The 13,823-nt window shown below is 66.7% G+C and carries 12 protein-coding genes; 1 reads left to right on the top strand and 11 read right to left on the bottom strand.

The genetic code is table 11. From position 1 onward, the window contains the following. Positions 1-5: 5 nt before the first annotated feature. On the top strand, positions 6-632 hold the full coding sequence (locus GM910_RS03380; protein WP_159586104.1) for a queuosine precursor transporter: 627 nt from the start codon (positions 6-8) through the stop codon (positions 630-632). Positions 633-788: 156 nt separating this feature from the next. Here the strand turns inward: GM910_RS03380 and GM910_RS03375 are convergent, their stop codons facing one another. From GM910_RS03375 to GM910_RS03325, 11 genes are all read right to left on the bottom strand, one after another. After that, positions 789-2,420 (bottom strand): GMC family oxidoreductase, encoded by a 1,632-nt coding sequence (locus GM910_RS03375; protein WP_159586103.1) that lies wholly within the window; start codon positions 2,418-2,420, stop codon positions 789-791. A 16-nt stretch (positions 2,421-2,436) separates the two neighbouring features. Then, positions 2,437-3,198, bottom strand: coding sequence for a 3-ketoacyl-ACP reductase (locus GM910_RS03370; protein WP_159586102.1), 762 nt, complete (start codon positions 3,196-3,198; stop codon positions 2,437-2,439). Continuing rightward, positions 3,195-4,688 (bottom strand): GMC oxidoreductase, encoded by a 1,494-nt coding sequence (locus GM910_RS03365; RefSeq protein WP_159586101.1) that lies wholly within the window; start codon positions 4,686-4,688, stop codon positions 3,195-3,197. Before GM910_RS03365 ends, GM910_RS03370 begins: the two co-directional genes overlap by 4 nt. Positions 4,689-4,929: 241 nt before the next feature. Further along, positions 4,930-6,045 carry an ABC transporter ATP-binding protein gene (locus GM910_RS03360; protein ID WP_159586100.1) on the bottom strand — a complete coding sequence of 372 codons (1,116 nt, stop codon included), beginning with the start codon at positions 6,043-6,045 and terminating at the stop codon, positions 4,930-4,932. 4 nt (positions 6,046-6,049) lie between these two features. After that, entirely contained in the window at positions 6,050-6,958 is a 909-nt protein-coding gene (locus GM910_RS03355; RefSeq protein WP_159586099.1) for a carbohydrate ABC transporter permease, read from the bottom strand. Beyond that, complete coding sequence (locus GM910_RS03350) at positions 6,955-7,830, bottom strand: carbohydrate ABC transporter permease (RefSeq protein ID WP_159586098.1); 876 nt, start codon at positions 7,828-7,830, stop codon at positions 6,955-6,957. The genes GM910_RS03355 and GM910_RS03350 overlap by 4 nt, the downstream gene beginning before the upstream one ends. 64 nt (positions 7,831-7,894) lie before the next feature. Further along, positions 7,895-9,139, bottom strand: a complete 1,245-nt coding sequence (locus tag GM910_RS03345; RefSeq protein ID WP_246225845.1) for an ABC transporter substrate-binding protein — start codon at positions 9,137-9,139, stop codon at positions 7,895-7,897. 147 nt (positions 9,140-9,286) lie between these two features. Further along, positions 9,287-10,060 carry an enoyl-CoA hydratase/isomerase family protein gene (locus GM910_RS03340; RefSeq protein WP_159586096.1) on the bottom strand — a complete coding sequence of 258 codons (774 nt, stop codon included), beginning with the start codon at positions 10,058-10,060 and terminating at the stop codon, positions 9,287-9,289. After that, a complete protein-coding gene (locus GM910_RS03335; RefSeq protein ID WP_159586095.1) occupies positions 10,053-11,639 on the bottom strand; it encodes an acyl CoA:acetate/3-ketoacid CoA transferase in 1,587 nt (528 codons plus the stop codon). Before GM910_RS03335 ends, GM910_RS03340 begins: the two co-directional genes overlap by 8 nt. Further along, positions 11,636-12,652: a Gfo/Idh/MocA family protein gene (locus GM910_RS03330; RefSeq protein ID WP_159586094.1), complete on the bottom strand. Its 1,017-nt coding sequence runs from the start codon at positions 12,650-12,652 to the stop codon at positions 11,636-11,638. Before GM910_RS03330 ends, GM910_RS03335 begins: the two co-directional genes overlap by 4 nt. After that, the gene (locus tag GM910_RS03325; RefSeq protein ID WP_159586093.1) at positions 12,649-13,689 is read right to left on the bottom strand and encodes a LacI family DNA-binding transcriptional regulator; all 1,041 of its coding nucleotides are present in this window, start codon (positions 13,687-13,689) and stop codon (positions 12,649-12,651) included. Before GM910_RS03325 ends, GM910_RS03330 begins: the two co-directional genes overlap by 4 nt. Between the last annotated feature and the right edge of the window lie 134 nt (positions 13,690-13,823).

Here is a 13,823-nt window from a genome sequence, read left to right as displayed (position 1 = left end):
AAAAAATGACGCGCATCCTTGCAGTCTGGCCCTTCGTGGCCGCCATGGCGATCGTCGTCGCCGCCTCGAACTTCCTCGTTCAGTTCCCCTTTTCCTATCTCGGCCTCGGCGAACTCCTCACCTGGGGCGCGTTCACCTATCCGATCGCTTTCCTCATCAACGACCTGACCAACCGCCGCTTCGGGCCGGAGGCCGCGCGGCGCGTTGTGATGGTGGGTTTCGTGTTGGCGATGGCGCTCTCGGTGCTGCTCGCCAGCCCGCGCATCGCGCTCGCTTCGGGCTCGGCCTTCCTCGTTGCGCAGCTTCTCGACGTCGCTGTGTTCGACCGCCTGCGGAAAAGCGCCTGGTGGCACGCGCCGCTGATCTCGACGCTGGTCGGCTCGGTGCTCGACACCGCGCTGTTCTTCTCGCTCGCCTTCGCCGCAGCCTTCTCCTTCCTCGACACGGGATTAGGCTTGGAAGACGGCTCGCTCGCCTTCCCGGTGCCGCTCTTCGGTTCCGGCATGGATGTGCCGCTGTGGGTGTCGCTTGCGCTGGGCGATCTCGGGGTGAAGCTCCTGGTGGGCCTGGCCATGCTCATCCCCTACGGCGCGCTCCTCACAGTGTTGAGGCCGGCGGAGGCGGTGCGGTAGGCCGGCGGACGGCATCCCGCCCTCGTGGTTCGACAAGCTCACCATGAGGGCTCCGTTTTCGCCCGTTCACCGACTGAGGCTTGCGGCAAGATTGCCCTGCCTTCACCCTCATGGTGAGCTTGTCGAACCACGCACCGCATCGCCGTGCCGACAAAACTACGCCCGCTCCAGATTGTCCTTGAAGACGGCAGGCGGCGCCGGCTCGCGCCCGAGGATGAGGTCGGCGCCCTTCTCGCCCACCATGATGGCCGGGGCGTTGGTGTTGGAGGAGGGGATGCGCGGCATGACCGAGGCATCGCACACGCGCAGGCCTTCCACGCCGCGCACCTTCAACTCCGGCGTCACGACGGCGGTCTCGCCGGTGCCCATGCGGCATGTGCCGACGGGGTGGTGATCCGTCTTGGCCGTGCGGCAAGCGTAGTCGAGGAGCGCTTCGTCGCTGTCGGCGCCCGGGCCGGGCAGCACCTCGCGGGCAACGAAGCGCTGCAGCGCCTTCTGCCGCATGATCTCGCGGGCCAGCCGTAATCCGCGGAACGCCATCTCCCGGTCGTAGGGATCGCTCCAATAGTTGGGGTCGATCAGCGGGCTATCGGCCGGATCGGCGCTCTTCAGGCGCACCGTGCCGCGCGAGCGGGGCCTCAGGAAAGCGGAGTTGAGCGTGACGCCGGGGTTCTTCAGCTTCTCGACACCTGCCTCGATGCCCGAGCCAAGCCCCAGGTGGAACTGGATGTCCGGATGGGCGGCGGTCGGGTCGGCGTACCAGAAACCGCCGGTCTCGAAGAGGCTGGAGGCGGCGGGGCCCTTCTTGAGCAGGATATACTGCAAGCCGGCCCAGACCGTCCGGTGCAGCTTGGCATAGTTGTCGTAGGTGTGGTCGCCGGTGCATTCGGCGATGACGAAGAGGTCGAGGTGATCCTGCAGGTTGGCGCCGACGCCCGAGAGATCGTGGAGCGGCAGAATGCCGACGGATTTCAAGTGGTCGGCGGGGCCGATGCCCGACTGCATCAGAAGCTTCGGCGAGCCGATGGCGCCGGCCGAGACGATCACCTCGCGCTCCGCCCTCAGGACGACCGGCGCCGCGCCCGGCCTTTCGACCAGTTCGACCCCCGTCGCGCGGCCGTTTTCGACGACGATGCGCGTCACCATGGCGGCGGTTTTCACCGCCAGGTTCGGCCGGTCGCGGGCGGGCTTGAGATAGGCGACGGCGGCGGAGGAGCGGCGGGCGTCGCGCTGGGTGAGCTGGTAGTAGCCGACGCCTTCCTGGCGCGTGCCGTTGAAGTCCGGGTTAAAGGGGATGCCGAGCTCCTGCGCGGCGCGGAAATAGGCCTCGCAGATGGGCAGCGGCGCGATGGGATTGGAGACGCCCAGCGGACCGTCCTCTCCGTGGTAGTCGTTGGCGAAGCGCTCGTTGGCCTCGGCACGCTTGAAGTAGGGCAGCACCTCGCGATAGCTCCAGCCGGCGCAGCCTTCCTCGCTGGCCCAGGCGTCGTAGTCGCGCGGATTGCCGCGGGTGTAGATCTGGGCATTGATGGACGAGCCGCCGCCGACCACCTTGGCCTGCGTATAGCGCAGCACGCGGTCGCCCAGATGCTTTTGCGGCACGGTAGACCAGCCCCAGCTGGCGATGCCCTTGGTCATCCTGGCAAAGCCCGCCGGCATATGGATCAGCGGATGCCAGTCGCTTCCGCCCGCCTCGATCAGGAGGACGGAATTCTCCGGATCCTCGCTCAGCCTGTTGGCGAGCACGCAACCCGCGGAGCCGGCGCCGACGATGATGAAGTCCGTCATTCCTTCCTCGTTCGCATCATAGCCGGGCGAGCGACAGCGCGCCGTCCACGTTGACGATCGTCCCGGTGGCAAAGCCGAAGCGGCCGGTTGCGAGCCCCGCAACCGCCCGGCCCACATCCTCCGGCTCCCCCCAGCGCCGCGCCGGCACCAGGCCATCGGCGATCAGCCTGTCGTACTTACCGGCCACACCGGCGGTCATACCGGTACGGATGATGCCGGGCCGTACCTCGAACACGGCGATGCCCTCGTCGGCCAGGCGCAGGGCGAGGTTCTTGGTCCACATGGCAAGCCCGGCCTTGGACATGCAGTAGTCGGCGCGCTCCGGCGAGGCCATCTCGGCGCTGACGGAGGTGATGTTGACGATGGTTCGCGGGTGCCCGGCAGGGGCGGCAAGCATCGCCTTGACGACGGCCTGCGTGAGAAAGACCGTGCCGCGCAGGTTGACCGCCATCACACGGTCGAAGTTCTCGGGCTTCAGATCGAGCAGGTCGCCACGCGCCGGCGCGGCGATGCCGGCATTGTTGACGAGGCAGTCGATACGGCCGAAGGCGCCAAGCGCGGCCTCGACGAGCTTCGGATGGTCGGCCAGATCGGAGATGTCGGCCTGATGGAACGCGAAGCCGGCGCCGCAAGCCTCCATCGCCGCCCGCACCTCGGCAACGCCCTCCTCGCGCACGTCCGTCACCACGAGATCGAAGCCCTCGGCGGCAAGCGCATCGGCCACGGCGCGGCCGATGCCGCGCAAGGCCCCGGTGACGATGGCGGCAGGGCGGCTCATGCGCGTTCCTCCTGGCGGATGTGATCGGCCACGCGCAGCGCCTGCGCGGCGACGGTGAGCGCGGGATTGACGGCGGCGGAGGTGGGCAGGAAGCCGGCATCCACCACGAAGAGGTTGCGGTGATCGTAAGAACGGCAGAAGGGGTCGAGCGGGGCTGTCGCCGGGTCCACACCCATGCGCACGGTTCCGCATTGGTGCGACGGCGTACGCTTGTCGAACGGGCGCGAGAGCACGATGGGATAGCCGGAAGCGCGGCAGATTTCGCGCATGCGCCTGGTAAGGCGCTTCAAGGTACCGAGGTTCGTGCGGCGCCATTGGAGGAGGATGTCGGCGCCGTCCACCGTGACGCGGCTCTCCGGGTCCGGCAGGTCCTCGGTCATCAGGTACCAGTCGACCGAGCGGCCGGCGATGAAGTCCGCCGCCGGGCCGGGCAGGAAGCGCACGTTGGGGCGCAGGATGTCGCCGGAGATCTTGCCGAGAAGCTGGACGTTGCCGAGCGGCCTGCCGCCGTTGCCGTCCTCCAGGTAGAAATCGTTGAAGCCGAGGGTCTTCTGGTAGACCGCGTCGTTCTTCCGCCGCGGGTCGATGGCCAGCATCGCCGCGCTGTTGTGGTTCATGAAGTTGCGGCCGACCTGGCCGGAACTGTTGGCAAGCCCGCCATTCTCGCCCGAGCGCAGAAGGAGTGCGGCCGAGTTCACCGCGCCGGCCGACAGGATCACCAGCTTGGGGCCCACGCTCTTCCGCTCGCCGCCCTGGCGATAGTGCACGCGGGCGATGGATTTGCCGTCGGCGGCCGCCTCCAGCCGCTCCACCTTCGCTTCCGTTTCCAGGCGGATGTCGGCGTCCTCGAGCGCTGCGGCCAGCGCACAGGTCTCCGCGTCCATCTTGCCGCGCCCTGCGTTGGGAAAGGCGTCCCACGGTGTTCCGGCACGGCTGAGCCAGGCTTCGTGGTCGACGCCGAGCGGCAGGGAGGCAGGGTGGAGGCCCTGCGCCTTGAGCTTCTCGCGCACGCGGGCGATGGCCGGCTCGTCCGGCACCGGCGGAAAGGGGTAGGGGGCGGAGTGAAATGGCTCCGTCGGGTCCTCGCCGAGCGCGCCACGCACGTTGAAGAGCGCTTCGGCCTTCGTGTACCAGGGCTCCAGCTCTTCGTAAGGAAAGGGCCATGCGGGCGAGACGCCGCCGAAATGCTCGATCTCGGAGAAATCCTCGCGCCGGAAACGGATCAGCACGGCGCCGTAGAATTTCGAGTTGCCGCCGACATAGTAGTAGTTGCCGGGGTTGAAGGGCGCGCGCCCGGCCTCGCGCCACATCTCCTGCGGCCGATAGTGGCCGGCGCCGAAGATGGCCTTCGCGTCGACGCATTCGGGCGTGTCGAGGAGCCGCCCGCCGCGCTCCAGGATCAGGACCGAGGCGCCGGAACGGGCGAGACCGGCGGCCACCGTCGCGCCGCCTATGCCTGATCCGATGATGACGATGTCGGGGGAGGTCATGGGGCTAGGTTGCGTTCGCTGGTTGGAGATGGGCGGCGTTCCTTCACGCCCCCCTCTGCCCTGCCGGGCATCTCCCCCACACGGGGGGAGATTATGCCGGCCGCTTGCTCCGGCGCCTGTTCGGCAACTCTGGCGATTGGCGAAAGCAATCGTGAAGGCCGATCTCCCCCCATGTGGGGGAGATGCCCGGCAGGGCAGAGGGGGGCGCGAAGGGGCGCAAGCATTGGTTTCACGTGCACTCCTAGAGAATCCGGCTCTCCGTCTCCGGGTCGAAGAAGACGCTCTTGGAGAGGTTGAAGGCGAGTGGCGCGGTGGTGCCCGGTGCGATGTTGGCGTCGGCGCGCAGGCGGGCGATCACGCCCTTACCGCCCAAGTGGGTGACGGCGAAGGTGTCGGAACCGGCCGGCTCGACCACCTCGATGAAGCAATCGGCATGGGCGAGGTGTGCTGCGTTGCGGTCGGCGCCTTCGGGATCGGTCAGCGCCTCCGGGCGCACGCCGAAGATCACGTCGCGCCCCTTGTAGGCGACAAGCCCCGCCGGCGGGTGGGCGAGCGGCAGGCTGATGGGGGGTGCGGCGCTGCGCTCCAAGTCGAGCGCCAGGCCGGCCGAGCCGTTGGTGATACGCGCGGGGATGAGGTTCATCGCCGGCGAACCCATGAAGTCGGCGACGAAGGTGTTGACCGGGTTGTTGTAGATCTCGGCCGGCGTGCCGAACTGCTGCAGGACACCGTCCTTCAAGACCGCGATCTTGGAGGCGAGCGTCATCGCCTCGATCTGGTCGTGGGTGACGTAGACGATGGTCGTGCCCATGCGCTGGTGCAGACGTTTGATCTCCGTGCGCATGTCGACGCGCAGCTTGGCGTCGAGGTTGGACAGCGGCTCGTCGAACAGGAAGACCTGCGGGTCGCGCACCAGCGCCCGGCCCATGGCGACGCGCTGGCGCTGGCCGCCGGAAAGCTGGCTGGGCTTGCGGGAAAGCAGGGGGCCGATCTGCAGCATCTCCGCCACGCGGGCGATCGCCGCTTCGCGCTCGGCCTTGGGTACGCCGCGGATTTCCATGCCGAAGCCGATGTTCTGCGCCACGGTCATGTTGGGGTAGAGCGCATAGGATTGGAACACCATGGCGATGTCGCGCTTCGAGGGGTGCAGCTCGTTGACCCGCCGGCCGCCGATGCGGATTTCGCCGGCGGTGATCGGCTCCAGCCCGGCGATGGTGTTGAGAAGCGTGGACTTGCCGCAGCCCGACGGGCCGACGAGCACCAGGAAACCGCCTTCCTCGATCTCCAGATTGATGCGCTTCAGCACTTCGACATTGCCGAAGGATTTTTCGAGGTCGATGATCTGAAGGAACGACATTGCCTTATCCCTTGACCGCGCCGGCCATCAGCCCGCGCACGAAATAGCGGCCGGAGACGATGTAGACGATCAGCGTCGGCAGCGCCGCCATGATCGCGCCGGCGAAGTGGACGTTGTACTCCTTCACGCCCGTGGAGGAGGAGACGAGGTTGTTGAGCGCCACCGTCATGGGAATGGAATCGACGCCGGCGAAGGAGGCGCCGAACAGGAAATCGTTCCAGATGTTGGTGAACTGCCAGATGACGGTGACGACGATGATCGGCCCCGAGGAGGGGAGCAGGATGCGGCGGAAGATCTGGAAGAAGCTGGCGCCGTCGATCTGCGCCGCGCGTACGAGTTCGCTCGGGAAGGCCGCGTAGTAGTTGCGGAAAAAGAGCGTGGTGAAGCCGAGGCCGTAGACGACATGCACCAGAACGAGGCCGGGGATGGTGCCTGCCAAGCCGAGCAAGCCCAGCATGCGCGCCATGGGGATGAGCACGATCTGGAACGGGATGAAGCAGGCGAGCAGCATCACCCCGAAGACGACGCCGGCGCCGCGGAAGGTCCATTTGGTGAGCACATAGCCGTTCAGCGCGCCGAGCACGGTAGAGATGAAGACGGCTGGAACCACCATGAGGATCGAGTTCGTGAAATAGGGCTTGAGCCCCGTCGGCTGCACGCCGATCTGCGCCGTCGACCAGGCCTTGAGCCATGGCTCGACGGTAGTCGCCAGCGGCAGGGAAAGCATATCGCCCCGGCGGATCTCGTCGAGGGGCTTCAGCGAGTTCACCAGCATCACGTAGAGCGGCAGCAGATAGTAGACCGCGAACAGGATGAGCGCAGCGTAGATGAGGGCGCGGGCGAGCCGGTTCGGCGCGAGGGTGGATGGCGCGCGCGAAGCGGCAAGCGGCGTTTCGGTGGCTGCCGTCGTCATCGCCGTGCCCCCGCGCGCAGCTCGGAATAGAGGTAGGGGATGATGATCGAGAAGATCATGATCATCATGATGATGGCCGACGAGGCGCCGATGCCCATGAGGTTGCGCGTGAAGGTGTAGGAATACATGAAGGTGGCCGGCAGCTCGGTCGCCTGGCCCGGTCCGCCGCCGGTGAGTGCGATGACCAGGTCGTACGCCTTGATGGCGAGGTGGGCGAGCACGACGAAGGCCGACAGGAAGACAGGCCGCATCAAGGGGATGATGATGCGGCGGTAGGTGGTGAAGGTCGAGGCGCCATCGATTTGCGCCGCCTTGATGATGTCGGGGTCGACGCCGCGCAGGCCGGCCAGGAACATGGCCATGACGAAGCCGGAGGATTGCCACACTGCGGCAATGACCACCGTATAGATCGCCATCCGCCTGTCCTTGATCCAGTCGAAGGCGAAGCTCTCCCAGCCCCATTGATGCATGGTGTGTTCGATGCCGATGCCGGGGTCGAGGAACCACTTCCACGCCGTGCCCGTGACGATGAAGGAGAGCGCCATCGGATAGAGATAGATGGGTCGCAGGAAGCCCTCGGCGCGGATTTTCTGATCGAGCAGGATGGCCACCAGGAGGCCGAGAACGGTGCAGATAACGATGTAGAGCGTGCCGAAGATCGCCAGGTTGGTGATGGCGCGCCACCAGTGCGGCAGCTTCCAGAGGCGCTCGTAATTTTCGAAGCCGACCCAGTTGTAGGAGGGCAGGATGCGCGAATCGGTGAAGGAGAGGTAGCCCGTATAGGCGATGAAGCCGTATACGAACAAAAGGATGAGGAAGAAGCTGGGGCTGAGCACCAGCTTGGGGACGTAGTCCTGCAGGCGTTCCTTCACGGGCCGCTCCCTGGCTTGGCGGTGGCTCCCGGCGGCCGGAGCCGCCGGGATGGGTGCGAACGCGTTACTTCACGGCCTCGACGGCGGCCGCCAGCTCGGCCGGCGCGTCGTCGGTCGAGATCTCGCCGTTGAAGTGCTGGGTGATGACGTCGTACATGGCATTCTTCACCGCGGCAGGATTGGCGTGGCCGTGGGCCATGGAGCCGTAGAGCGTGCCGTTGGTGTTGGCCTCCGCCAAATCCGCCATGCCCTTCTTGCCGCAGTCGTCGAACTCTTCATTGGGGACGTCGGTGCGGGCGGGCACGGAGCCCTTGACCGTATTGAAGGCGATCTGGAAGCCGGGGTCCATGATCGCCGAGGCCATCATGAGCTGCGCTTCGCGCTGCTCGTCACCCACCTGGAACATGACGAACTGGTCGGAATTGAAGGTCACCGCTCCTTGCGTGCCGGGGAAGCGGATGCACACGAAGTCCTCGCCCGGAGTCTGGTCGGCATTGAGGAACTCGCCCTTTGCCCAGTCGCCCATCATCTGCATGCCGGCCTCGCCCTCGATCACCATCGAGGATGCAAGGTTCCAGTCGCGGCCGGAGAAGTTGTCGTCGACATAGGAGCGCAGCTTCTCCATGCGGGCGAAGGCTTCGCCCATCTTTTCGCCGCCAAGCGCTTCGGGATCGAGGTCGATCATCGAGGCCTTGTAGAAATCCGTGCCGAGCGAGAGAACGACCGCGTCGAAGATCGTCGCGTCCTGCCATGCCTGGCCGCCATGGCCGAGCGGCGTGATGCCGTTCTCCTGCATCTTGTCGAGGACTGTGATCAGTTCGTCCCAGGTCTCCGGTGCCTTGCCGCCGGCGGCATCCAGTGCTTCCTTGTTGATCCATACCCAGTTGGTGGAGTGGACGTTCACGGGAGCGGCGATCCAGGTGTCCTCATATTTGGAGAACTGCTTCAAGGCGTCGGGGACGACCTCTTCCCAGCCCTCCTCGCTGGCGATCTGGTTGAGGTCCGCGACGACGCCCTGTTGTGCCCAGTCGAGAATGTCGAAGCCGAGCATCTGCACCGCCGTCGGCGCGTTGCCGGCCGTGACGCGGGCGCGCAGGGCCGTCATCGCCTGCTCGCCGCCGCCGCCGGCAACCGGCATGTCCGCCCAGGTGACGCCCTTCGATTCCAGGTCCTTCTTGAGCACGTCGAGGGCGGCGGCCTCGCCACCCGAGGTCCACCAGTGCAGCACCTCGACACGGCCGACGTCCTGGGCGTAGGCCGCAGCGCCGACGCTCGACGCAAGCATTGTTCCGATCAGAAGTTTGCGCAACATATCGTTTCCTCCCTAGTTGCAGCATGCTCCGGCGCGGGGCGCCGGAAATTCCGTAGCCTGCCGGGCGCCTTTGCGGTCCGGCTGTCGGCTGATCCTGTGGTCCGTTCCTCCTTCGTGCCGTCGCCCTCCTACGCGACCTCGTCCTCATTTCCGACTGAAGGCGGGCGCTCGCTTGTCGCGGAAGGCGGCCACACCGGCGCGCAGATCGCCCGTCATGGCGACGAAGCCGCTGGCGAGCACGTCCGCCGCTGCATCGTCGTCGCCTTCGGCAATGGCAATCATCGCCTTCGTTGCCTCCGTGGCCAGCGGCCCGCGCGCGGCGATAACAGCCGCCCAGGCACGCGCCTCCTCCAGTCCCTGTCCCGTCTCGGCCAGCCGGTCGACGACGCCCAAGGTATGGGCGACCTCGGCCGTCATCACCTCGCCGCCGATGGCCATGCGGCGCACCGCCTGGGCGCCGAAGCGGCGCACCGCGCGCTGCGTGCCCGACCATCCCGGCACCACGCCGATCCCCGTTTCGGGAAAGCCGATCTTGGCATGCTTCTCGGCCACCCGGAAGTCCGCTGCCGCGGCAAGTTCCAGTCCGCCGCCCAGTGCATGGCGGGAAAGGACGGCGATGGTGGGCTGGCGCAGGCGGGCCAGACGGTCAAAGACGCGGTGACCGAGGCGGATCCATTTCGTCTGGAAGTCCGCCGCGCTCAAGGCGGACCAGGCATCGACGTCGCCGCCGGCGCAGAACCCTTTGCCCTCCCCGCGGATAAGCACGACGCGGACCTCCTCGGCCCCCTCGACCTCGTCCAGGCGGCGGGCGAGTGCTTCAAGCATCGGAATGTCGAGTGCATTGAACTTCTCCGGCCGGCAAAGCGTCACGATGCCGAGATGGCCGTCGGTCTCCAGCCGCACGAGCGTATCAGACACGGGCGCCTCCGTTGAGTTCCAGGCCCATGGGGCCTTCGCCATAGAGAATGGCGGGAGAGGTTTTGAGGCCGTCGGCGACGCGCAGCGGGATATCGGCCTGCGCCAGCACGTCGCGTTGCAGGTCGATGCCCGGTGCAAGCTCGGTGACGAGCAGGCCGTCCGGCGTCAACTTCATGACGCAGCGCTCCGTGACGTAGGTGATGTCCTGCCCCTGCTCGACTGCACGGCGACCGGAGAAGGAGATCTGCTCGACCTTTTCGACAACCTTGTTGACCTTGCCTTCCTGGTCGATGCCGACGCCGCCGTTCCTCAACGACAGCTTGGCGCCGGCTTTGAAGAAGCCGGAGAAGACGATCTTCTTCGCCCGCGCCGTGATGTCCACGAAGCCGCCGGCGCCTGCCGTGACGTGCGGGCGGGCTGCGAGCCTGGAGACGTTGACGGAGCCCTCACGGTCGATCTCGAGGAAGGAGAGCAGCGAGGCATCGAAGCCGCCAGCCTGGAAATAGGTGAACTGCTGGGGCGAGGGCATGATGGCCTCGGCATTCGAAGCGCAGCCGAACTTGAAGTCAGTGAGCGGAACGCCACCCACCGCGCCCTGCTCGATGACCCAGGTCACCTTGCCGTGCTGGCCCTCTTCGAGGAGGATGCGCGGCACGTTGGCGGAGATGCCGAAGCCGATATTGACCGCCATGCCCTCGGCAAGCTCCATGGCGACGCGCCGGGCGATCGCCTTCTGCACACTCATCCCGGGCGTGGAGAAGGAAGAGAGGGGGCGGAAGATTTCGCCGGAGATCGCCGGGTCGTAGGGCGTCTGCGTCGTCTGCAGCTGGTCCGGCGCCACCACGATGCGGTCGACAAGCACACCCGGCACGCGCACGTCATGCGGCCTCAAGGTGCCGTTCTCGACGATGCGTTTGACCTGGGCGATCACGATACCGCCATTGTTGCGGGCGGCGAGCGCCTGGTCGAGCGCGCCGAGATAGGCGCCCTCGTGCTCGTAGGTAAGATTGCCGCGTTCGTCGGCCGTGGTGGCGCGGATGATGGCGACGTCGGGGGCGATGGCGCGGAAATAGAGCCAGTCTTCGCCGTCGAAGGAGACGCGGGCAACGATAGGCTCGCTGGCCGCCGCGTTCATGGCGCAGCCCTCGTTTTCCGGATCGACGAAGGTGCCGAGGCCGACCTTGGTCAAGACGCCCGGCCGCTTGGCAGCCGCCTCGCGGTGCATGTCGAAGAGGATGCCGGAGGGCACGTTGTAGGCCGCCACTTCGTTGGCGCCGATCATCTTCCAGATTTCCGGCGGCTCGGCGGAGGAGGGGCCCGAGGGGTAGGAGCCGCAGAGCGTCTTTTTCAGAAGGCCGGGCTTTGCCAGATGGTCGATGCCCTTGATGCCGTACATGTCGCCGGCGGCGATGGGGTGCAGCGTGGTGATGGCGCGCGGGTGCCCTTCGCGCTCGAAGCGGGCGCCGATGGCGGCGAGCATGGCGTCGGGACAGCCGAGCCCCGAGGAGGAAGAGACGGAGACGATCGCGCCGTCGCGGATCAGTTCCGCCGCCTGCGCCGCTGTGACCTCCTTCTTCACGCGCGCGCCTCCAGCTTTGGATCGATAGTGACGGTCCTGCCGGTGCGGGCGGCTTCGAGCGCCGCTTCGGCGATCGCCAGCGACCAGACGCCGTCCTCGCCCGTCGCCGACGGTTTTCCTTCGCCGCGGATGGCGGCGTGGAACTTGCGCAGCGAGCGTGTGTAGAGGTCTTCCCGGTCGAAGCTCAGTTCCTCCTCACCCTCGGCCGTGCGCAAGAGGACGCTGCCCACCGGCTTCTGGGTCATCATGTCGCGGGCGATCAGGGAGCCCTCGGTGCCGTGCACTTCGAAGCCGGTGCCGGCATGCTTCACCGTGAAGGAGTCGTGCGTCTGGGCGATGAGGCCGGAGGAGAACGTCATCGCCGTCATCACCCCGTCCTCCAGCCCTCCGGCGGCCATGCCGGCGGATTGCGTGACGGCGGCGACCTGCGTCGGGTCGTCGCCCAGCACGAAGCGCAGCGTGTCGGCATCGTGCACCGTGATGTCGAGCACCACGCCGCCGCCGGCCTCCGGCCGCGTGATACGCCAGCCCTGCAGGTGTTCCGGCAGATAGACGGCATGGAAGACGCGGGCGGCGAGCGGCCGGCCGATCCGGCCCGCCTTGATCGCTTCGCGCATGGCACGATGGGCGCCGGCATTGCGCAGGTGATGGTTGGTACCCATGAGGACGCCGGCCGCCCGGCAGGCTTCGACCATCGTGCGCGCGTCGGCGCTGGCGAGCGCCAGCGGCTTCTCGCACAGCACATGCTTGCCGGCCTTGGCGGCGGCGAGCGTCTGCTCCAGATGCAGTTCGTTGGTGGTGGAGATGTAGACAGCGTCGATATCGGAAGCCAGAAGGGCGTCGAGATCGTTGAAGTGACGGGGGATATCGTTCTCCCTCGCATACGCCTCGGCGCGTTCCGCGCTCGAACTCATCACGGCGACAACCTCGCCGTCGGGTTGGCTGCGGATGGCGTTTATCATGAACTGCCGCGCGATCGTGCTGGCGCCGATCAGGCCCCATTTCACCGTCATGCCGACCTCCTCGCTTCTGTAATGTCCGGCCCGCAGCTGTCGCGCACGATCAGGCTGATTGCACCGATGTGGTTCTCGGCGCAGGTGGTGCCGGCGCGGATCATGTTGAGCATCGTGTGCGCTGCCCGCTCGCCGAGCCCGGCAGTATCGACGGCGACGCTGGTGAGCGCGGGCATGTAGTGCTGGGCCTCGGCCACGTCGTCGAAGCCGACGATGGCGAAATTGCCGCCGGGCTCCAAGCCGCGCTTGCGCAGGCCGGTCATGGCGCCGAAGGCGACGGCGTCGTTGAAGCACATGGCCGCCGTCGGCGCCGGGCTGAAGGCAAGCGCCGTATCGATCGCGCTCATGCCGCCTTTGCGGTTTGTGTCGCCCTGGATGACCAGTGCCTCGTCCGCTGCGATGCCATGCGCGGCAAGCGCCTCGCGATAGCCGCCGACGCGTTCGTGATAGACCACCATGTCCGGGAAGCCGCCCAGGAAGGCGATGCGGCGGTGGCCCTTGCCGATGAGGTGCCTCGTGGCGAGGAAGGCGCCCCGGGGGTTGTCGGGCACCACCACCGGGATGCGGCTGCCGGACAAGCGGCGCATGGTGAAGATCACCGGTATGCCGGCTGAGCGGACGTGTTCGAAAGCGTCCGGCGACGTGCCGTGGGCGGGCGAGACAATGAGGCCGGCCACACCCTGCTCCATCAGCGATTTCAGCACTTCGCCCTGGCGCACGGGGCTCTCCGCCGTGTTGGCGATGAAGGGCACGATGCCGGCCGACTGGAAGACCCGTTCCATGCCGACGGCGAGTTCGGCGAAGAAGGGATTGGTGAGGTCGTTGATGACCATGCCCACCACGTTGGAGTGGGCCTTTCTCAGATTGGCTGCACCGCGGTTGTAAACGTAGCCGACCTCTTCGATGGCCTTTCTGACCCGCAAGGCGGTCTCCGGCCGGATCAGCGCGCTGCCCTGCAGGACCAGCGACACGGTCGACTTGGAAACGCCGGCCTTGCGGGCGATGTCGAGAATCGTCGCCTTGCCGCGACTGGCCATGTTCCTCCCCGGAGCAGCGTTTGTCTTTTGGAACGTTCTAATTCACGGAGGTGCTCTACGTCAACAGGGGCTTTTCGTGTTGTCGATATGCGCCTTGGTCAAAGAAGCTGAGCAAAGTGCGAACTTCCATGTCC

Origin of the sequence: Chelativorans xinjiangensis, assembly GCF_009812055.1 — a bacterium.
GTDB classification, from domain to species: Bacteria; Pseudomonadota; Alphaproteobacteria; order Rhizobiales; family Rhizobiaceae; genus Chelativorans; species Chelativorans xinjiangense.
The sequence above is the reverse complement of the archived record's forward strand: the minus strand, read 5'-3'. Positions and strand labels throughout refer to the sequence as shown.